Annotated in this window: 17 protein-coding genes and 1 pseudogene; 9 read left to right on the top strand and 9 right to left on the bottom strand. The window is 71.3% G+C overall.

Annotated elements, in window-relative coordinates:
* Positions 1–14 precede the first annotated feature (14 nt).
* Positions 15–1418 (bottom strand): DUF2252 domain-containing protein, encoded by a 1404-nt coding sequence (locus AC5L3C_RS07265; RefSeq protein ID WP_493647747.1) that lies wholly within the window; start codon positions 1416–1418, stop codon positions 15–17.
* A 174-nt stretch (positions 1419–1592) separates the two neighbouring features.
* On the opposite strand from AC5L3C_RS07265, the gene AC5L3C_RS07260 reads away from it, so the two are divergent.
* From AC5L3C_RS07260 to AC5L3C_RS07240, 5 genes and pseudogenes are all read left to right on the top strand, one after another.
* A complete protein-coding gene (locus tag AC5L3C_RS07260; protein ID WP_493647745.1) occupies positions 1593–2024 on the top strand; it encodes an SHOCT domain-containing protein in 432 nt (143 codons plus the stop codon).
* Between the two features lie 29 nt (positions 2025–2053).
* Positions 2054–2480 (top strand): annotated as a pseudogene (locus AC5L3C_RS07255) (DUF7144 family membrane protein).
* 25 nt (positions 2481–2505) lie between these two features.
* Positions 2506–3333, top strand: a complete 828-nt coding sequence (locus AC5L3C_RS07250) for a class II glutamine amidotransferase (protein WP_493647743.1) — start codon at positions 2506–2508, stop codon at positions 3331–3333.
* Positions 3334–3388: 55 nt separating this feature from the next.
* Entirely contained in the window at positions 3389–4147 is a 759-nt protein-coding gene (locus AC5L3C_RS07245; RefSeq protein ID WP_493647741.1) for an isocitrate lyase/PEP mutase family protein, read from the top strand.
* Between the two features lie 66 nt (positions 4148–4213).
* On the top strand, positions 4214–4714 hold the full coding sequence (locus tag AC5L3C_RS07240; protein ID WP_493647739.1) for a hypothetical protein: 501 nt from the start codon (positions 4214–4216) through the stop codon (positions 4712–4714).
* Positions 4715–4721: 7 nt separating this feature from the next.
* Here the strand turns inward: AC5L3C_RS07240 and AC5L3C_RS07235 are convergent, their stop codons facing one another.
* The 7 genes from AC5L3C_RS07235 to AC5L3C_RS07205 form a co-directional block, all read right to left on the bottom strand.
* Positions 4722–5309, bottom strand: coding sequence for a TetR/AcrR family transcriptional regulator (locus AC5L3C_RS07235; protein WP_493653765.1), 588 nt, complete (start codon positions 5307–5309; stop codon positions 4722–4724).
* A 155-nt stretch (positions 5310–5464) separates the two neighbouring features.
* Entirely contained in the window at positions 5465–8332 is a 2868-nt protein-coding gene (locus AC5L3C_RS07230; protein WP_493647737.1) for a glycoside hydrolase family 2 TIM barrel-domain containing protein, read from the bottom strand.
* A 12-nt stretch (positions 8333–8344) separates the two neighbouring features.
* A complete protein-coding gene (locus AC5L3C_RS07225) occupies positions 8345–9241 on the bottom strand; it encodes a carbohydrate ABC transporter permease (protein ID WP_125503387.1) in 897 nt (298 codons plus the stop codon).
* Positions 9238–10203 carry a carbohydrate ABC transporter permease gene (locus AC5L3C_RS07220; protein WP_125503386.1) on the bottom strand — a complete coding sequence of 322 codons (966 nt, stop codon included), beginning with the start codon at positions 10201–10203 and terminating at the stop codon, positions 9238–9240. The genes AC5L3C_RS07225 and AC5L3C_RS07220 overlap by 4 nt, the downstream gene beginning before the upstream one ends.
* 23 nt (positions 10204–10226) lie before the next feature.
* Complete coding sequence (locus tag AC5L3C_RS07215; protein ID WP_493653764.1) at positions 10227–11483, bottom strand: ABC transporter substrate-binding protein; 1257 nt, start codon at positions 11481–11483, stop codon at positions 10227–10229.
* A gap of 171 nt (positions 11484–11654) precedes the next feature.
* On the bottom strand, positions 11655–12881 hold the full coding sequence (locus tag AC5L3C_RS07210; RefSeq protein WP_493647735.1) for an ROK family transcriptional regulator: 1227 nt from the start codon (positions 12879–12881) through the stop codon (positions 11655–11657).
* Between the two features lie 116 nt (positions 12882–12997).
* Positions 12998–14251 carry an FAD-binding protein gene (locus tag AC5L3C_RS07205; RefSeq protein WP_125503384.1) on the bottom strand — a complete coding sequence of 418 codons (1254 nt, stop codon included), beginning with the start codon at positions 14249–14251 and terminating at the stop codon, positions 12998–13000.
* Between the two features lie 154 nt (positions 14252–14405).
* Between AC5L3C_RS07205 and AC5L3C_RS07200 the strand changes: the two genes are divergently transcribed.
* The 3 genes from AC5L3C_RS07200 (at position 14406) to rsgA (ending at position 18830) form a co-directional block, all read left to right on the top strand.
* Positions 14406–15728 carry a radical SAM protein gene (locus tag AC5L3C_RS07200; RefSeq protein WP_493647733.1) on the top strand — a complete coding sequence of 441 codons (1323 nt, stop codon included), beginning with the start codon at positions 14406–14408 and terminating at the stop codon, positions 15726–15728.
* A 218-nt stretch (positions 15729–15946) separates the two neighbouring features.
* Complete coding sequence (locus tag AC5L3C_RS07195; protein WP_493647731.1) at positions 15947–17491, top strand: cellulose binding domain-containing protein; 1545 nt, start codon at positions 15947–15949, stop codon at positions 17489–17491.
* 238 nt (positions 17492–17729) lie between these two features.
* Complete coding sequence (gene rsgA / locus AC5L3C_RS07190; protein WP_493647729.1) at positions 17730–18830, top strand: ribosome small subunit-dependent GTPase A; 1101 nt, start codon at positions 17730–17732, stop codon at positions 18828–18830.
* Positions 18831–19155: 325 nt separating this feature from the next.
* On the opposite strand, the gene AC5L3C_RS07185 is transcribed toward rsgA, so the two are convergent.
* Positions 19156–20007 (bottom strand): SDR family NAD(P)-dependent oxidoreductase, encoded by an 852-nt coding sequence (locus AC5L3C_RS07185; RefSeq protein ID WP_493647727.1) that lies wholly within the window; start codon positions 20005–20007, stop codon positions 19156–19158.
* 85 nt (positions 20008–20092) lie between these two features.
* Here AC5L3C_RS07185 and AC5L3C_RS07180 point away from each other — a divergent pair, with 85 nt between their 5' ends.
* Positions 20093–20725, top strand: coding sequence for a TetR/AcrR family transcriptional regulator (locus tag AC5L3C_RS07180; protein ID WP_493647725.1), 633 nt, complete (start codon positions 20093–20095; stop codon positions 20723–20725).
* Positions 20726–20801: the final 76 nt, after the last annotated feature.

Raw genomic sequence — 20801 nt, 5'->3', positions numbered from 1 at the left:
GCCCGCCCGGCAGGTCAGGGGGTCTCGGCGCGCACCCGGCCCGACCGGACGGCGGCACGCAGTGCCTCGTGGTCGCGTTCGTTGCGGTCGGCGTAGTCCTGCGCGAACCCGGTCAGCGCCCGGTCGAAACGGTCGCCGCGCCCCAGGTAGGCGGCGATGGCGACGGGGTCCCCGGAGCGGGCGTGGGCCCGCGCCAGGCTCGCCCCGCACAGGCGGGCGAAGAGCCCCAGCAGGCCCGGGTCCATGGTCTCGGGGCGTGCGATGCCCTTCCAGTCGCGCAGCTGGCGTACGTAGAAGTCCCGGGGGTGCCCGTCGAGGCCCACGGCGTGGGTCCAGCCGAGCAGGATGTCACTGGTGGTCTGGATCAGCCGCTGGCCGTCCACCACGCGGCGGCCCTGGTTGTCGAAGCGCTCGCCGCCCGCGTACGGGGCGAGCACCGACTCCTGCGCCTCCTTGGCCTGGAGCAGCAGGGGATCGTCGTCGTCCCTGCCGAGCAGCAGCGCGATCCAGCAGCGGGTGCCGACGCTGCCGACGCCGACGACCTTCCGGGCCACGTCGACCAGGTGGTAGCGGCCCAGCAGATGGCGGTGGTGCGAGGACAGCGACCGCGCGTAGCCGTCCAGGACCTCGCGCAGGCCCTTCTCCTCGGCGGACGGGTCGTCCGTCAGATCGCTCAACGGGGTGATCAGCGGCGGATCGGCGGCGATGCGGCGTCGCCCGTCGGAGACGTGGGTGAGCTTGGCGTAGGCCTGGAGGTGGGTGCGGGTCCGGGCGCGCTCGGTCGCCCGCGCGGTACGGCGGCGGGCCTCCCGGGTCATCGACGAGGCCATCAGCTCCCGCAGCCGGTCGGCGTCGTCCTGCGCGTACCAGATGTCGAGGGTGCGCATGCCGGCGAAGTCCCGCATGCGGTGGCGGTACGCCTCCACGCAGGCGCGCACCGCGCGGTTCTGCTCCGCGGCCGGGAAGCCGTTCGCCCGGCCCGCGATGGCGAAGCTCGCCGCCAGCCGTTTGACGTCCCATTCGAAGGGCCCGGAGTGCGTCTCGTCGAAGTCGTTGATGTCGAAGACGAGCCGCCGCTCGGGGGAGGCCAGCAGCCGGAAGTTGAGCAGATGGGCGTCACCGCAGAGCTGCACGGCCAGCCCGGTGCCCGGGGCCCGGCCGAGGTCCTCCGCCATGATCGCCGCCGCGCCCCGGTAGAACCGGAAGGGCGACTCCAGCATGCGGCCGTAGCGGACCGGCACCAGCTCGGGCAGCCGGGTCGCGGACTGCCGCTCGATCACGTCGACCGGGTCCGGGCGGTCCCGGGGCGCCTCGAACGCGCCGTGGGAGGAGCGCGGGACCCGGCCGCGCGCCTCCTTGCCGTACGCGGCGCGCTCGGCCGGGGTGAGGGAGGCGCTGAAGGGACTCGGTAGGGCCATCACTGTCTCCCGCCTGCACCGTGAACGAGGACTTCCCCGGCGCCCATCCCACCGCGGACGCGCCCCGGCCGGATCACCCGTCCCGGGTGAGGCAGCGGCACTCCGGCGCGCGGACGCTGAGAGACGGGGCCGCACGACAGGTCGGGCGCACGGGCCCGGGACGGAGTAACGAAGATGAGCGACGTCACGTATCTCGCGTACGACTATCCCTTGCTGAGTGCCTTCTGGACCCTGCTGGTCTTCTTCCTGTGGATCATGTGGTTCATCCTGCTCTTCCGGGTCGTCATGGACATCTTCCGCGACGACGACCTGAGCGGCTGGGCCAAGGCCGGCTGGCTGGTGTTCACCGTCGTCCTGCCCTTCCTCGGCGTCTTCGTCTACGTGATCGCCCGCGGCCGGAACATGGGACGCCGGGAGGTCGCACAGGCGCGGGAGCGGCAGGAGGCGTTCGACAGCTACGTCCGTCAGACCGCGCGGGGCGGACACTCCAGTGTCGACGAGCTCGCCCGGCTCTCCGAGATCAAGTCCCGCGGCGACATCACGGACGACGAGTTCCGCAGGGCGAAGGAACTGGTCCTCAGCGGCCACGGCCGGCCGGACCGCTGACCGCACGACACCGAATCGAGGCATCGGACATGGCAGCGACACACCCGACACACGGGGCGCGCGCACACGCGCCGTCGGCGAAGCGGCAGTGGGCCGAGGGCCTGACGGTCTTCGCCGCCGTCTCGCTCATGATCGTGGGAGTCCTCGACGTCCTGCGCGGCATCATGGGCATCGCCGAGGACGATGTCTTCGTCGCGACGCAGGACTACGTCTTCAAGTTCGACCTCACCGCGTGGGGCTGGACCCACCTGATCCTCGGCGCGATCGCCGTGCTGGTCAGCCTCGGCCTGGTCCGGGGCGCCCTGCCGGCCCGTATCGGCGGTGTGCTGATCGCCGGGCTCCTCATCATCGCTGTCCCTGCCGTACTACCCGGTCTGGTCCGTGGTGATGATCGCCTTCTCCGGGTTCATCATCTGGGCGCTGTGCGTCCCGCGCGGCAGCCGCGGCGAGCGCTGACCGCGGGTCCCGGAAGGCGGTGGACATGTGCCGTTGGCTGGCCTATTCAGGTACGCCGATCCTGCTCGACAGCATCCTCTACAAGCCGGTCCACTCCCTGATCGACCAGAGCCTGCACGCCAAGATGGGCGTCGAGACCACCAACGGTGACGGCTTCGGCGTGGGCTGGTACGGGCCGGACAAGGAGAGCCCCGCGGTGGTGCGGGACATCGGGCCGGCGTGGAGCGACCGGAACCTGCGGGAGATCGCCGGGCACGTCGTCTCCCCGCTCTTCTTCGGCCACATCAGGGCCTCCACCGGCTCGGCGGTGCAGCAGACCAACTGCCACCCGTTCCGGTACGGCCGCTGGATGTGGATGCACAACGGGGCGATCGCCGAGTTCCACCGGCTCCGGCGCGACCTGGCGCTGGCCGTCGACCCGCGCCTGTTCCCGTACGTCGAGGGGTCCACGGACTCGGAGATGATGTTCTACCTGGCGCTGTCGCTCGGCCTGGAGGAGGACCCGCCCGGCGCCGTGGCCCGCATGACCGGCCTGGTGGAACACGTCGGGTACGAGCACGGCGTGGAGCATCCGATGCAGATGTCGGTCGCGGTGACCGACGGCGTGCGCCTGTGGGCGTTCCGCTACTCCACGGAGAAGAAGTCCCGCTCGCTGTTCTACAGCACCCGCGTGGACACGCTGCGGTCCCTCCATCCGGACGTGGCCTTCCTCCGGGAGATCTCCGACGACGCCCGCCTGATCGTCTCCGAACCCCTGGGCGACCTCCCCGGCGCCTGGAACGCCGTCCCCGAGGGCACCTACGGAGTGGTGCGGCCCGAGGGCGACGAGATGCACTCCTTCGCGCCCGCGTGACCCCGCGCGGATACTTCGGCAGCGACCGAAGGGTTTCGCTTCTAGCGTTCACCCCATGACCGCTTTCGCCGACCTCCACCACGCGGACGCGCCCCTGCTGCTCCCCAACGCCTGGGACCACGCCTCCGCGCTCCTCCTGGCCGCGCACGGTTTCCGGGCCGTCGGGACCACGAGCCTCGGGGTCGCGGCGGCGGCCGGGCTGCCCGACGGGGCGGCGGCCACCCGGGAGGAGACGCTGCGGCTCACGCGTGCCCTCGGGTCCGGGTCCTTCCTGCTCTCCGTGGACGCGGAGGGCGGATTCAGCGACGATCCGGACGAGGTGGCCGCGTTCGCCCGGGAGTTGTCCGCGCTGGGGGCCGCCGGTATCAACCTGGAGGACGGGCTCGGGTCCGTCGGCCGGCATGCCGCGAAGATCGCCGCCGTCCGCGCGGCGGCTCCCGGGCTCTTCGTCAACGCCCGCACCGACACTCACTGGCTCGGCGAGGGCGACCCGGCCGACACCCTCGCCCGAGCCGTCGCCTACCGGGACGCGGGCGCGCACGGCGTCTTCGTCCCCGGGCTCACCGATCCCGGGCGGATCGCCGAGGTGGTGCGCGCGCTGGACGGCGTTCCCCTCAACATCCTCCACTCGCCCACCGGACCGTCCCTCGCCCACCTCGCCGACCTCGGCGTGCGCCGCGTCAGCCTCGGTTCGCTGCTGTACCGCCGGGCCCTGGGCGCGGCGTTGGACGCGGCGGCCGCGATCCGGGCGGGCGGAACCGTCCCGGAGGGGACGACACCGTCGTACGGGGAGATCGGGACGCTCGCCCGGTAGGCCGGCCCCAGTCGATATCCGCCCGGCCGGGACGCGTCCCCGCAGGGCGCGGATACCCTGCCGCGCATGCCGGATCCCGTGTGCCCGTTGCCGCCGGACGCCAGGCCGCCCTCGCTGGGGACCTACAACGCGCTCGGCACCATGCTGCTGTACAACTCCCGCCCGGACGACACCGGTCGCTTCTTCGCCACGCAGTGGCTGATGATCCTCCTGCCGATCGTCCCGCTGCGCCGCTACTACGTGCGGGAGGGCAAGATCACCCAGCAGGGCGACGGCTCGACGATCGAGTACCGGATCTACGGCACCTCGCGCATCCGCGCCATCGAGGTCATCCGGACCTACCTGTACTTCTGGATCCTCCTCCCGGCCGCGCTCATCGTCCCGATCGTCGTCGCCATCGCCCATGACGACGATCCGGCCGGCGACGACGTCATGTTCGTGGGCATGTTCGTGTCCGTGGGACTGATCCTGCTGCTGCTGACGCTGCTCTTCCTCCACCGGACGTTCTGGCGGCCGGTGCGCCCCGCCCAGTGGATCGGACCGCCGCCCCTCGACGAGGAGGAGTGACGGAGCGTCAGGCCAGCTGCTCCCGCTGCTCCCGGGGCCAGTTGACCAGCGTGATGTGCAGGGCGTCGACCACCCGCGCCCAGGACGCCTCGAGGTCGCGGGGTGCGCCGAAGGCGCCGGAGGCCTCCAGGGCGCAGTAGCCGTGCAGGGTGCTGCGGAGCAGGCGTACGGCGTCGGTGAGGTCGGGTTCGCTCAGGCCGTAGGCGCCGAGCAGGCCGTGGATGACCTCGGCGGTGCGGCGCATCGCGGGGGAGTCGGTGGCGAGGGAGGGGTCCAGCGGGATCTGGGTGGCCGCGTAACGGCCGGGATGCGTCCGGGCGTACGCGCGGTAGGCACCGGCGAACGCGGTCAGCGCCTCCTTGCCGGTCCGGTCCCCGACGGCCGACGCGATGCGGTCGATCATCTCGCCGCCCGCCAGCAGGGCCATGCGGACGCGCAGGTCCCGCAGGCCGCGCACATGCGTGTACAGGCTCGCGTCCCTGACGTTGAAGCGGCGGGCGAGCGCGGACAGGGTGACGTTGTCGTAGCCCGCCTCGTCGGCGAGATCGGCGGCGGCCGCCACGAGGCGGTCGGTGGTGAGTCCGGCGCGGGGGATGCGGGCCTCCGGAGAAACCTGGGGGGTCTAGGAAAGACCAACCTAGCCCACCGGAGGCAGCCGGGCGAGCCGTCCCCCGCACCGGCACGGGGGACGGCTCCGGGCGGCTCCGGTCAGTCGTACGGCTCGCGTCGTCAGCCGTGCGGCTCCTGTCGTCAGCCGTGCGGCTCCGAGAAGACGAAGGAGAACTCCGCGGGCTCGGGCCACAGGTAGTACCGGGGCAGCGGGCCCGGACCACAGGACTGGGAGCCGATGCCGTGCAGCCGGTGGTCCAGGTTGACCCAGACCGTGTCGCCGGGCACGAGGTCGGTCCGGTGCCGGGCGGCGTCCAGCTGCTCGCTGGTCCAGGGCCTCGCCGTGAACCAGAACTCCGGCTCGCCGTCGACCCGCAGACCGCCGGCCTCCGCCCAGCGCACACCGGCGCGCGCGCCGTTCTCCTGCGGGCGGACGTACGGCGTCTGGAGGTCCCGGACGCTCGCGTCCCACAGCAGGTCCTTGGCTGCGGCCCGGGAGTCCGGGTACGCCTCGCCGCCGCCGCCGTACCAGAAGACCGCGTCGTCCTCGGTGGCCCCGACGAGGCCGAAGCGGATGCCGAGCCGGGGCAGCGGCACCCGCCAGTCGCCCTCCGGCACGACCGAGACGCTCAGCCGTACCCGCGTGCCGTCCGACGTCCAGCGGTACGCCGTGCGCAGGCCGGGACCCCGCCCCGCGGGCGCCACCCGGGTCCGTACCGTCAGCGCGTCGTCACCGGTGTCGACGGCCACCAGACGGTGGCGCATGCGGTGCAGCCCCAGTTCGCGCCAGCGGAGCCCGTAGCGGGTGTCGGACTGCCAGGGCGCGCCGTCGTCGTTGTCGGTGGTCGCCCGCCACACGTCCAGCCGCAGATCCCGCACCGCGACACCGGCGAGCGCGCGGGGCGCGCCGGTGCGGGCGTCGAAGACCGCCGGGCCGAGGATGATCCGGTCACCGTCCACGGCGGGGCGCACGCCGGTCGCCGTAGGCAGCGGGGCGCGGGGAGCCACCGTCCCCTGGGCCCAGGCCACCTCGTGGTTCTCCCCGGCCCACGGCGTGTCCTCGGCGAGCCGCGCCTCCACCGTCCACTGCACCTCCTCGCCCTCGCCGTCCGGGGCCTCGGGCAGCTTGACTTCGGCCGACTCCCCTGGGGCGAGCGGCGGCACGGCGAGGCGGTGGGCGCCCGTCGGCATGCCGTCCACCTGGTGGGAGAACACGAACTCCAGATGCGACAGATCCGCGAAGTCGTAGCGGTTGGTCACCCGTACGGTGCCGTCCGTGCCGCCCGCCTCGATCCGGACCGGCTCGATCACCTTCTTGAACTCGGTCAGGCCCGGCGAGGGCGTACGGTCCGGGAACAGCAGCCCGTCGCAGACGAAGTTGCCGTCGTGCAGCTCCTCCCCGAAGTCGCCGCCGTAGGCGTAGCCCAGCTCCGGGTGCTCGATGCCGTGGTCGATCCACTCCCAGACGAAACCGCCCTGGAGCCGGCCGTACCGCTCGAACAGCTCCTGGTACTCGGTGAGTCCGCCGGGCCCGTTGCCCATGGCGTGCGCGTACTCACAGAGGACCAGGGGGAGTTCGCGCCGGTGGCGGGGCCCGCCGTCCTGGTGCCGCGCGATCCGCTCGACCTCCTCGTGCGGCGGGTACATCCGCGAGTACACGTCCGTGTCACGGCAGCCGGCGTCGCCCTCGTAGTGCACCGGGCGGGAGGGGTCCCGGCCGTGGATCCAGTCGGCCATCGCGGTCAGCCCGCGTCCGGTGCCCGCCTCGTTGCCGAGCGACCACATCACCACCGACGGGTGGTTCTTGTCCCGCTCCACCATGCGGGCGGCGCGGTCGAGCAGGGCGGGCGTCCAGCGGTCGTCGTCGACGGGGTTGTCGTGCCAGTCCTGCTCGACGAAGCCGTGGGTCTCCAGGTCGCACTCGTCGATCACCCACAGCCCGTACTGGTCGCACAGGTCCAGGAACGCCGGGTGCGGGGGATAGTGCGAGGTGCGGACGGCGTTGACGTTGTGCCGCTTCATCAGCAGCACGTCCTCGCGCATGGTGTCCAGGTCCAGCGCGCGGCCCCGGCGCGGATGCCACTCGTGGCGGTTGACGCCCTTGAAGAGCAGGGGCGTTCCGTTGACCTTGATCAGGCCGTCCTCCACGGCGACGGTACGGAAGCCGACGCGCAGCGGGACGCGCTCGCCCGCCGTGGCCAGCGTCCCCGCGTACAGCCGGGGCGCCTCCGCCGTCCAGGGATCCACCGGCACCGTCACCGTCTGGCCCGTGGCGACGTCGACGCCCAGCTCCGGTACGGTCACCCGGCCCGCCGTGTCCGAGTCGACGCGCAGGGTGCCCTCGCCGGTGACATGGTCGTAGGAGGCGTGCACGAAGAAGTCACCGGCCGCGCCCCCGGGGCGGTGCAGCAGCGTCACGTCACGGAAGATGCCGGGCAGCCACCACTGGTCCTGGTCCTCCAGGTACGAGCCCGCCGACCACTGGTGCACGCGCACCGCGAGGACGTTCCCGGACGGCTTCAGCAGATGCCCGACCGCCAGCTCGTGCGGCAGCCGAGAGCCCTTGAACTCCCCGATGTCCGTGCCGTTCAGCCACACCCTGGCACAGGACTCCACCCCGTCGAAGCGCAGCACGGCGTCGCCCGCGGGCCAGTCGTCCGGCAGGTCGAAGACGCGCAGGTGGTCGCCGGTCGGGTTCTCGGTCGGCACGTGCGGCGGGTCGATCGGGAAGGGGTACAGATGGTTGGTGTAGATCGGCGCGCCGTGGCCCTGGAGCACCCAGTGGCCGGGCACGCTCACCTCCGCCCAGTCACCGGCGTCGTACCCGGGCGCGGCGAACGCCTCGTCCTCGGCGCCGGCGGTGGGGGACACCCGCAGCCGCCAGACGCCGTTCAGGGACAGCGACGCCGCGTCGGAGGACGCGTACCAGGCCCGCGGGGGCAGGGTCCCGCGGCCGGGGGAGACGTCCTCGACGAAGCCGGTCGGGCCGTCCGGGGTGCGCACAGACATGAGTCTCCTAGCTCAGCCCTTGATCCCGGTCTGTGCGACGCCCTGCACCAGCCAGCGCTGGAGGAACAGGAACACGCACACCAGGGGAAGGATGGAAATGGCCGTGGCCATGAAGATCAGATGGAAGTTGACGGTCTGATTGGTCATGTACGAGGAGAGGGCCACCTGGACCGTCCAGGCGCTCGGGTCCTGGCCGATGACCAGCGGCCACAGGAAGGCGTTCCAGCCGCTGATGAAGGTGATCGTGGCGATCGCGGCGAAGAAGTTCAGCGAGTTCGGCACGACGACCCGCCAGTACGCGCCCCAGTAGCCGAGCCCGTCCACCCGCGCCGACTCCTCCAGTTCCCTGGGGAAGCCCAGGAAGTACTGCCGGAACAGGAAGCAGGTGAAGCCGCTGAACAGGCCCGGGATGATCAGGCCGCGGTAGCTGTCCACCCAGCCCAGCGAGGAGACGAGCACGAAGCTGGGCACGAAGGTGACGGCGGTCGGCACCATCAGGGTCACCAGGACGGCGTAGAACACCTTGTTGGCGTGCCGGTAGGGGATGCGGGCCAGCCCGTAGCCGGCCAGCGAGCAGACCAGCAGGGTGCCGACGGTGTGCGCCGTGCCGACGACCGCCGAGTTCCACAGCGACCGGGCGAAGTCGACCGTCGGATCGTCGAACGGCTCGGTGATGTTGCCCCACTGGAGGTCGGTGGGGAAGAACTGCCACTCCTCCCCGGTGATCTCGGCGTCGGTGGACAGGGCGTTGCGCACGATCAGATAGAACGGCACGAGGAACAGCAGCGCGGCGACGCCCGTGGCGGCGTACAGGCCCGCCGAGCCGATGACGCTCCCGCGCCGGGTCCGGCGTGGCGTCCGCGTCGGCTGTGCCGTGGTCTCCTCGGTCCTGGGTGCGGTGGTGGTCACTTGGAGCCCTCCCCCCGGCCGAAGCCCATGATCCGGCCCTGGAGCAGCGTCACCACGCAGATCAGCAGCGTCAGGATCAGCGCGCCGGCGCTGCCCGCGCCGTAGTCCTGGTTCTCGCCGAGCGCCGTCTGGTACAGCTCGACCAGCGGCGGACGCCCCCAGGTGGAGCGCGTCAGCAGGTTGTAGAACTCGTCGAAGGCCTGGTAGGCGGCCACGAGCAGCAGCAGGATCACCGCCGTCGAGGTCGCCCGCAGCTGCGGCAGCGTGATGTGGCGGAACGTCTGCCAGCCTGGCTTCGCCCCGTCGATGGCCGCCGCCTCGTACAGCTCCTGCGGGATGTTCTGCAGCGCCGCCAGGAACAGGATCATGTAGAAGCCGGCCTGGAGCCACAGCCGCAGGGTGACGATGACCAGCCAGTACCAGGGCGGGTCGGGGCTGGCCAGCCAGGCGGTGTTGTCGACGCCGAAGACGCCGAGGACGGTGTTGGCGAGCCCGAAGCGCACCCCGTTGAAGATGGACATCTTCCAGATGAGGGAGGCGGCGACGTAACTCACCGCTGTGGGGAGGAAGAACACCGACCGGAAGAACGCCCGCATGAACCGCAGCCGGTTCACGGCCAGCGCGAGCGCCAGGGACAGGGCCCAGGTGGTGGGGACGATGAACACGGCGAAGACGGTGAAGGTGACGAGCGAGCCCATGAACCCGTCGTCGGTGAGCATCATGCGGTAGTTGTCGAAGCCGACGAACTCGCTGGGCGTGACCGTGAAGCGGGCCTCGAAGAACGACAGCCACGCGCTCCACAGGATGGGAACGTAGACGAAGACCGCCAGGCCGATCAGGAACGGCCCGGTGAACATCCAGAAGGCGAGGGTGTTGTACGTCCGCAGGGTCCGCCGCGGCCGGGCGGGGGCATCCTTGCCGGGAGCGGGGCGGGTGGCGTCGCGCGTGGTGGTGGCAGGCATGGCGTGGGCGTCCGTCCGCCGGGCTAACCGAAGAGCTTGTCGAGTTCGCGCTTCACCTTGGCGTCGGCCTTGTCGAGCTCGGCCTCCGGGTCACCGTCCTTGCGGACGGAGTTGGCGAGGACGTCCTCCAGGGCGCTGATCATCGCCTGGGTCCAGCCGATGTTGTCGAAGTGCCCGAACTCGTTGAACAGCTCGACGCCCTCGGCCGGCAGGCCCGACTTCAGCTTGTCGGCGGACTCGGCTATCGAGGTGCGCGGCGGGATGTGGAAGCCGTAGGAGACCGCCCAGTCCTCCTGGTACTCCTTCTGGTCGATCCACAGCCACTTGACGTACTCCTTGGCCGCTTCGACGTTCTTCCCCTTGGCGTTGACGAACATCGACCAGCCGCCGTTGTAGACCGACTGCTTGCCGTCGGCGGTGACCTTGGGGAAGGGGAAGACGCCGAGGTCGTCGCCGAGCGCCTCCTGCATCTGCGGCATGGCCCACATCCCGCACCACTGGATGGCGGTGAGGCCCTGGTTGAGCGCGGAGGGGTCCCAGAAGTCGGTCGGCGCGTCGAGCAGCAGGTCGCCGCTGGTGAACAGCTTGCGCAGGGTGCGGAAGCCGCCGACGACGCCGTCCGTGTGGTAGGCGATCTCGTTGTTCTCGTCCAGGGTGTCGGCGCCGGACGACCAGATCAGCGGGTTGACCATCGAGTGCAGGGTGTTGCCCAGGTAGATGCCCTTGACCTTGTCGGTGGTCAGCTCGGCGGCCGTCTCCAGGAGTTCGTCGAGCGTCTGCGGCACGCCGACGCCCGCCTTGTCGAAGAGCGACTTGCGGTAGAAGAAGAACTGCGGGTCGTCGATCATCCGGATGCCGTAGATCTTGCCGTCGACGGTGTGCGACTGGATGTCGGCGGGGTTGAAGTCGTCCTTCACCGGCTCGATCAGATCGGTCAGATCGGCCACCTGGCCGCTCCTGATGAGCTGGATCTGCGGGTGGAACTCGAAGACGTCCGGCGCGTTGTCGGTGAGCAGCGCGGAGAAGAGCTTGCTCTCGAAGTTGTTGCCCGTGATCCACTGCGTGGTCACGTTCGCTTCCTCGTACGCCTTGGCGTAGCGCTTGATGGCCTGCTCGGTGCCTGCCTCGCCGTAGGCGTGGAAGTACTGGACCAGGTTCGTGCCCGAACCGGAGCCGCCTCCGCGGCCGTTGTTGCTCCCGCACGCGGCGAGCGATCCGGCCGCGGTGAGGCCGAGCGCGGCGCGGAGTACTGATCGGCGGTCCCAGTTGCTGTATCTCATGGCCGGCATGTCGACGTCCTTGTCTCGAGTGCGGCTGGCGGCGGAAGGGGCTCAAGGACTTGCGGTGCGCGGGACGTTAACCTTCGGCCAATGCTTCGGCAAGGGGTTGGACAAAGTCCGTGCGAAGTGGTGCGAGACCTTCACGACGACGCACGGCCGTGGCGCCGGGGGTTACCTGCGGCCTCCCGCCGCGCGGGCCCGGGTGCCCTTTCCGGCCGACTGCAACGCTCCTTCCAGCGCGAACGTCGCCGCTCCCAGGCACACCGGGTCGGTCGGGATCGGGGACAGGACGATCCGGGTGGCGGCCAGCGGACGCCGCAGCGCGTGCCGCGCGACGGCCGCGCGCACCTCGTCGAGCAGCGGCTCGCCGAACGCGGCCGCGACCCAGCTGCTGAGCACCACCACCTCCGGATTGAAGAGGTTGACCAGATCGGCGACACCGGCGCCGAGATAGCGGGCGGTGTGCCGGAGCACCGCCACCGCCTCCGGAACGCCCGCGCCCACCCCCCGGGCGAGCGCGTCGATGGTGGCCGTCTGGTCCCCGGGACGCAGCAGCGGACTGTCCGGACACAGCTCCCGCAGGTTCAGCATGATCCCCGGCGCGCCCGTGTACGTCTCCACACAGCCGTGGTTGCCGCAGTGGCACGGGCGGCCGTCCAGGACGAGCGTGGTGTGCCCCCACTCGCCGGCGCTGTTGCTCACCCCCCGGTGCACCCCGCCGCCCAGCACCAGCCCGGCGCCCACCCCGGTCCCCAGGTTGACCACCACCGCGTCCCCGCAGCCCCGCGCCGCCCCGAACCACAGCTCGGCCACCGCGCAGGCCCGCAGTGGATTGTCCAGGTACAGCGGGTAGGCGATGTGCCCGGTGAGCAGGTCCAGCAGCGGCACGTCGTGCCAGTCCCAGTTCGGCGCGTACTCGGACACACCGGTGTCCCGGTCCACCTGACCCGGCACGCTCACCCCGACCCCGAGCACCCGCGCGCCCTCCACACCGGCCTGCGCCACCACCGACCCGACCGCCGTGGCCACATGGCCCACCACCTGCTCGGGCCGGCTGTCGCCGGGGCGCATGGACTCCTCGGCGCGGGCCAGCACGTTCAGGGCGAGGTCGAACAGCTCGACCCGGACATAGGTCTCGGCCAGGTCCACCCCGATCAGCGCGCCACCGGCCGCGTCGACCGCCACCAGGCCCCGGGGGCGGCCGCCGGCGGAGTCCTCAAAGCCGACCTCGGTGATCAGACCGAGGTCGAGCAGCTCACCCACCAGGGTGGCCACGGTGGCGAGACTCAGCCCGGTGGCGGCCGCCAGCTCCTGCCGGGAGGTCGGCGACGCGGCGATGATCTGGCGCAGCACCTGATAGCGGTTGGCCGTCCGGATGTCCCGTGATGTGCGCTTCACCGTTCCGCTGCCCCCATCCCCTCCGGCCGGGCCGGACCGGCACCGGCGCGCGGCAAGGCTACGCACGAGGCGGAACGTTCGACAAGGGCTTAGGAAAGGGGCTTGACGAAGTCCGGTCAGTCGCCGAGCACGTCCCGCACGAAGGCGTTGGTGAACGTGCCCTCGGGGTCCAGGTCACGGACCAGCGCCCGGAAGTCGTGCAGCCGCGGGTAGCGGGAGTGCAGCACCGCCGCCGGGGTGGTGAACACCTTCCCCCAGTGCGGCCGCGCGTCGAACGGCTCCAGCGCCTCCTCCACCCGCGTCACCACCGGGAGCACCGTCCGGGTGTCCTCGATCCAGGTGAAGTGCACGGCCACCGAGTCCCGGTCGTGGCAGGGACTCAGCCACTGCTCGTCGGCGGCGACCGTGCGCACCTCGCAGGTCTGGAGCACCGGCGCGACCGTCTCCCGGATCCCGTCCAGCGCGCGCAGCATCGCCACCGCCGACCTGCGCGGCATCAGGTACTCCGACTGGAGCTCGGCCCCGCTGCTCGGCGTGAACTCCGCCCGGAAGTGCGGCAGCCGCTCGTGCCAGGGCCCCGGCACGCCGAACTGCTCGGTGCAGTTCACCCCGGGCATCCCCGGCACCGGGTGCATCTTCTCGGTCGCCGGGGCGGCCGGGGGCAGGTCCGTGAACGGCTGGTCGGTGCGCCGCTTCACCCACACCTGCCGGAAGCCCGGCTTCCGCCAGTCGGTGAACAGGCTCACGCTGTACGCCGACGCCATCACCGTCTCGAAGGCGGCCTCGTCCAGCCCGTCCAGCGGCATCTCGGTGAACACGTGCTGCTCGACCTCGAAGGCCGGCTCCAGGTCCAGGGTGAGTGAGAAGACGACACCGAGCGCGCCCAGCGACGTGACCGCCCCGGCGAACCGCTCGTCGCCCCGCTCCAGGGTCACCGTCGAGCCGTCCGCCGTCACCAGCTCCACCGCGCGCACCGACGAGGCCAGCGGGCCGTTGCCGACGCCCGAGCCGTGCGTGCCGGTGGCGACCGAGCCGGCCACCGAGATGTGCGGCAGCGACGCCATGTTCGCCAGCGCCAGCCCGTGCCGGTGCACCTGCCGGGCCAGCTCCGCGTAGCGCACCCCGCCCCCGACCCGTACCGTCCGGGCCGTGGTGTCCACGTCGATCCGGGCGGGGAGGTCGCCCAGGGAGACCAGCATGCCGTCCTCGCCGGCCTCGGCGATCTCGTTGAAGGAGTGCCCGCTGCCCAGGGCCCGCACCCGGGAGCTCTCCGCGACCAGCGCGCGCAGCGCGTCCAGCGTGCGCGGGCGGTGCAGCTCCTTGGCGGCGTACGTGATGTTCCCCGCCCAGTTGGTCACACTCTCGGTCATCCCTCGTCCTTCCCGGCCACCGGGGCCGAAAAGGGCCCCAGCCGGAACCTACCTCGGATTCGGCCCGCACCATGTGGGGGACCCGGCCGCCCGGATGCCCGGCCGGGGGCATACCGTGAGGAGTCGTACGTCGGCACCGGGAGGAGAACACGCGATGGGCAGCCGTACCGCGCTGGTCGAGGATCTGATGGAGCGGTTCCCGCATGTGCCGCGCGAGGCCGTCTTCAAGGAGGACCTGCTGCGCGGCGGCGTGGCCTTCGACCCGTCCGCGCTCAGTGACAACGAGGGCGGAGAGGTCAAACCGAAGTCGTACTTCATCTTCTCCTTCGACCACGGCACCCTGCCCGAGCTTGGCGAGGCCGCGCTGCGGCGGCCGCCGGAGGAGATCATCCTCACGGGCGGCCCCTACGACCTGCGCCGCACGGTGGTGTCCGTGCGGGTGAACCCCACCTCCCCCTACCGCGTCGCCGCCGACGAGCACGGGATGCTCGGCCTGTACCTGGACGGCAAGCGGATCTCCGACGTCGGCGTGCCGCCGATGCCGGAGTACTACCGGCACAAGCTGTCCAACGGCAAGTCGGTCATGGAGGTGGCGCCCACCATCCAGTGGGGCTACCTGATCTATCTGACCGTCTTCCGGGTCTGCCAGTACTTCGGCGCCAAGGAGGAGTGCCAGTACTGCGACATCAATCACAACTGGCGCCAGCACAAGGCGGCCGGCCGGCCCTACACCGGGGTGAAGGACGTCGAGGAGGTCCTCGAGGCCCTGGAGATCATCGACCGGTACGACACGCAGAAGGCGTCCACCGCCTACACCCTCACCGGCGGCGCCATCACCAAGACCGTCTCCGGCCGTGACGAGGCCGACTTCTACGGCCACTACGCCAAGGCCATCGAGGAGCGCTTCCCCGGCCGCTGGATCGGCAAGGTCGTCGCCCAGGCGCTGCCCAAGGACGACGTGCAGCGCTTCAAGGACTACGGCGTGCAGATCTACCACCCCAACTACGAGGTGTGGGACGAGTACCTGTTCAAGATGTACTGCCCCGGCAAGGAGCGCTACGTCGGCCGGGACGAGTGGCACCGGCGCATCCTCGACTCCGCCGAGATCTTCGGCGCGCGCAACGTGATCCCCAACTTCGTCGCGGGCGTGGAGATGGCCGAGCCCTTCGGCTTCAAGACCGTCGACGAGGCCATCGATTCCACCACCGAGGGCCTGCGCTTCTTCATGTCGCACGGCATCACGCCCCGCTTCACCACCTGGTGCCCGGAGCCGACCACTCCGCTCGGCAAGGCCAACCCGCAGGGCGCCCCGCTGGAGTACCACATCCGGCTGCTCCAGGCGTACCGGCAGACCATGGAGGACTTCGGCCTGTCCTCGCCCCCCGGGTACGGCCCGCCCGGACCCGGCAACGCGGTGTTCTCCGTCAGCTCGTTCATGGACAGCCTCCCCGCGCAGGAGCCCGCCGGGGCCGTCTGAGCCGCCGGCCGCCCACCGCGTCGGAAGGCCGGAACGTGAGACGTTCCGGCCTTCCTTGCGTATGGTCACTGCGAGGGGTCGCGCCGCCGCCACGGAATGTGAAGACGGCGCTTGTCAGTTGTGCCGACCACGTGAAAAGCTCGGCCACTGCCGCGAGTTCTCCCCATAACTGCACGCCGAATGTGGCGAGTTGACCTCGTACGTGATGCAGGAGTGTCATGCCCGACCTGCCGGACCCGAAGGACGCCAGCGAGGCGGCACTGTTCACCGAGTGCTGGGACGCGGTGCTCTCCTACGCCGACCTGTGCACGGCGGGATCCGCCGCCGCGGCCGAACTGGCCCGCGAGGCCTTCGCCGAGGGCATAGCGGAACTGCGCGCCGCCGAGCACGGCACCGTACGCGGCACCGGACGCCGCTCGTCGAGACTGCCCCGGATCCCCCTGCTGCTGACCGCCGTGCGCACCACCGCGGCCGCCTGGGAGACCGCGGGCCAGGGACACAAACTCGACCCGGACCTGCGGCTGTGGCTCCACTCCGACCAGGTTCCCCGGTACACCGGCCCGCCCCTGCACCGCCCGGTCGCGGTGCGCGGACTGCGCGACCTCCAGCAGGCGGACGCCGAACTGCTGTGGCTGGCCGAGGCGGAGGCCCTGCCGCTGCCCCTGGTGGCCCGCCGGCTCGGCCTCGACCCCGCCACCGTCGCCGACGAACTCGCCCAGGTGCGCCGCCTGTTCCGGGACCGCTGCCACCGCAACCACCTCGACTCCCCGATGGACGCCGAGTGCCGCAGCTACGCCCGGCTCCTCGACGCCGTCACCCGCTCGCCCGCCGCGGACGCCCCCGACGACCTCACCCGGCACCTCGCCACCTGCCAGCCGTGCGCCGAGGCCGCCGCCTGTCTGCGCCTCGACGGCCAAGGTCTGCCCGGGGCGCTGGCCGGCGGGGTGATCGGCTGGGGCGGACTCGCCTACCTGGAGCGCCGCCGCCGCGCCGCCGAGGCGCGCCTGGGCACCGGAGGGACGGACCGCTCCGACGCGGACACCGGCGACCCGGCCGACGCGTCCGGCCGGCCCTTCGTCGCCCGGCACGCCCTGCTCATCGCCGCCGTCCTCGTCTCCCTGCTCGCCCTCGGTGCCTCGCTGATGCCCTTCGGTGACCTGGCCGACGACCACGCGGCGGCAAGCGACGCCGGCCGCCCCGTCGCCGACCCCGTGCCCTCCCCGCCGTCCGCCGCCACGCTGCCCGCCACGCTCCCCGCCACCGACGACACCTCCCCGAGCCCCTCGGCCCCGACGCGGCAGCAGGCCGCACCGACGCCGTCCGACGCGCCGGACCGGAACGACGCCGACCGCGACCCGGACCCCGACCCCGAACCCCAGGGCACGTCGACGGCCACCGCCACGGCGACCGCCACCACCGCGCCCGGGTCCGTCGGCCGCGGGGCGCCCGCCGCCTGCCGCGTCGACTACGACCTGGTCAATCAGTGGCCCGACGGCTTCCAGGCCACCGTCACCGTCACCACGCGGGACGCGCTCGACTCCTGGCGCGTCGGCTTCACCTTCGAGGACGGGCAGCGGATCACCCAGATGTGGGACGCCTCCGTGCGCCAGGACGGCTCCCACGTCACCGCCTCCGCGCCCGTCTACCGCCGCACGGTCGCCGCCGGCGGCAAGCTCGCCTTCGGCTTCGTCGCCTCCCGGAACGGCACCAACCGCCCGCCGGCCGGCTTCACCCTCAACGACCGGACCTGCGCGCCGGCCTGACAAAAACAAGTTGACGGGCCGGGCCCACCGCGGGCTACGGTGAGCTCGAAGCGAGTCCGAAGTGAGTTCGAAGTGAGGAGGTGTCGACCGATGACTGTCATTGCGCTGGGCGCTGCCCGCCTTCAGGAATCCGTCATATCCACCTCCGTGGCCACCGGCTGACCTCACCCTTTCCTTCCCGTCCGTACGTGACCGCGTACACGCGGCCGCCGGGGCCACCCGCCCGAAGGGTCACCCCTTGAGCTCCCTCTCTCCTTCCTCCGCCTCCTCCGCGCTCACCCAGTACGGCTGGGACGACGCGTGGGCGGAGCACTTCACCCCCTACGACGCGGAAGGGCTGCTGCCCGGACGCGTGGTCCGCGTCGACCGCGGCCAGTGCGACGTCGTCACCGCCGGCGGGCTTCTGCGCGCCGACACCGCCTTCGTCACCCCGCACGACCCGCTGAAGGTCGTGTGCACCGGCGACTGGGTCGCCGTCGAACCCGGAGGGAACCCCCGCTACGTCCGCGCGTATCTGCCGCGCCGCACGGCCTTCGTGCGCTCCACCTCCTCCAAGCGGTCCGAGGGGCAGATCCTCGCCGCCAACGTCGACCACGCCGTGATCGCCGTCTCGCTCGCCGCCGAACTCGACCTGGGCCGGATCGAGCGCTTCCTCGCGCTCGCCTGGGAGTCCGGGGCCCAGCCCGTGGTCGTGCTCACCAAGGCCGACCTCGTGCCGGACGCGGTCACCCGCTCGTACCTCGTCCAGGACGTGGAGACCAGCGCCCCCGGGGTGCCGGTGCTCACGGTCAGCGCGCTGGACGGGGACGGACTGGACGTGCTCGCCGCCATCGCGGCGGGCGGTACGACGGTCCTGCTCGGGCAGTCCGGCGCCGGCAAGTCCACCCTGGCCAACGCGCTCCTCGGCGAGGACGTGATGGACGTCCGGGCCACCCGGGACGTCGACGGCAAGGGCCGCCACACCACGACCACCCGCAACCTGCTGGCGCTGCCCGGCGGGGGAGTCCTCATCGACACACCGGGACTGCGGGGTGTCGGCCTGTGGGACGCCGGGACCGGGGTCGGCCAGGTGTTCTCCGAGATCGAGCAGCTCGCCGAGCGCTGCCGTTTCCACGACTGCGCCCACGAGAGCGAACCGGGCTGCGCGGTCCTCGAGGCCCTGGAGACCGGCGACCTGCCGCAGCGCCGCCTGGACAGCTACCGCAAACTGCTCCGCGAGAACCAGTACATCGTCGCCAAGACCGATGCCCGCCTCCGCGCGGAGATGCGCAAGCGCTGGAAGCGCCAGGACGCCATGGGCAAGGCGGCGATGGAGGCCAAACGGGGCCGCCTGCGGTAGGACCTGTCCGGCCGATCGTGCGCGGAGCCGGATGACGAGGGCCGTCCGCTGCGGGAGCCGGCCTCCCGCGCGGGCTGCCCGGCCCGCCTGGTACCGAGATCATCTTGATGTCGGATCAGCGGCTGATCCTGTTAGGGACCGGGCCCGCACGGTGTCCGCGAATGACGTCTCGGCTGAGCCGCGGTGACCCGTGGCACCGGGGTGGGTGGTTCACCGTCGTCTCGTCATGTGGCTGAGATCGACAGCATGCGAGGGCGCGCCGGTTCCTGCTTTCATGAGCGGTCTGCGACCTTCAAGAACGCGCAGCGCGATCTTCATGGGAGGCTCACGGCTTCACGTCGGCGAGTTGGGCGGCTGCGCGCAAGAACCGGTCGATGAGGGCTTCGTCGCGGACTTGCTTGTTGGTCTGCCGCGGCGTGGCGAGCTTCTGCTGGGCATAGAAGTGACCCGGTTGCCAGTCGACGCCCGGAGCGCCAGTGAGGAAGTACGCGAGGTTCGCGCCCCCCTTCGCGGGTGAGATCAATGCAAACCGTGACAGAGGGGTCCGATACAGCAGCCGGGTGAGGAAGCCGTTGTTGTCCGCCCCGAAGTTGGTGCGCACGTTGCCGGGATCGAACGCGACCGCGTTGATACCGCTGGACCCGTAGCGTGTGTGCAGGCCGTGGGCGAACAGGATGTTCGCGAGCTTCGCGTCGGAATAGGCCCGCATCGGTCCGTAGGTCTTCTCGTGGTTGAGGTCATCGACGTCGATCTTTCCCAGGATCCTCGCCGAGGCGCTCGAGGTGTTGACCACGACGCCGTCCCCAGCCCGCAGCCGGTCCAGGAGCAGGTGCGTGAGCAGGAACGGCGCGAGAAGGTTGACCTGGAAGGTTTTCTCGTTGCCGTCCACGGTCGCGGTCCGTTCTCCGAAGACACCGCCGGCGTTGTTCGCCAGGGCGTCGATACGGTCGACCGAGCCGCGGATCTCGGATGCCAGCCGCCGTACGTCGTCCAGACGTGCGTAGTCCGCGACGAAGTGGGCATCCGCTCCGATTTCCCGGGCCACAGCTTCGGTCTTCCGGGCGGACCGGCCGACGAGGATCAGCCGGCTCTCGGGCTGCGCGCGCGATATCTGCCGCGCTGCCTCGGCTCCGATCCCGTCCGACGCGCCCGTGATGACGATTGTCCGCCCAGTCATGGCTCCTGCTTTCCGCTTGCAGTCACGTAAGTGTCAATTGTGGCACTGTGGTGTCAGTCGTGTCTCACGAAGGTACCATGGAGGGGTGAGTGGAGATCTGACACTTCGGGAGCGGACCCGTCGCGCCGTGCGCGCGGAGATCGTCGGGGCGGCGATGAGCCTGTTCCTGAGCCAGGGATTCGAGGCGACGACGGTCGAGCAGATCGCCCAGGCCGCCGGCATCTCCCGGCGCAGCTACTTCCGCTACTTCGCCAACAAGGACGAGGCGCTTGCCGAAGCCCTCGCCTCCATCGGCCGAACGACCGCCCAGGCGCTCGCCCAGCGCCCGCCGGACGAATCGCCCTGGGACGCCCTGCGCCACGCCTTCGAACCACTGCTCGAACAGGCCGGCGCGAACCCGAACTCTGCGGCCCTTGCCCGGCTCATGCTTGAGCGGCCCAGCCTCCAGCAAGGGAAGGACGCCGCCTGGCAGGCCGAGATCGCCGCGGCTCTCGAGCCCCGCCTGTCGGCCGACGGCAGCCACGACGCCTCGCTTCGCGCACGAGCACTGGCCGCCTCGGCGATCACCTGCCTCCATACGGCGCAGGAGCAATGGCTCGCGCCGGAGGAACGCAGAAGCCTCGGCACGCTGCTCGGCACGAGCATGGACGCGGTGCATCCGCTCACGCCAACCGCGAAGCCGGCCGAGGCGCCGTCCTCGCCACCGGCAGCGGAGTAGGACTGTCCCCACACCGTCCACACCGACGACATCCGGCGCCCGTCCAGCGGATTCGAGACACCGCGCGATCTCGGGC

It is taken from the genome of Streptomyces speibonae, assembly GCF_984686075.1.
The sequence above is the reverse complement of the archived record's forward strand: the minus strand, read 5'-3'. Positions and strand labels throughout refer to the sequence as shown.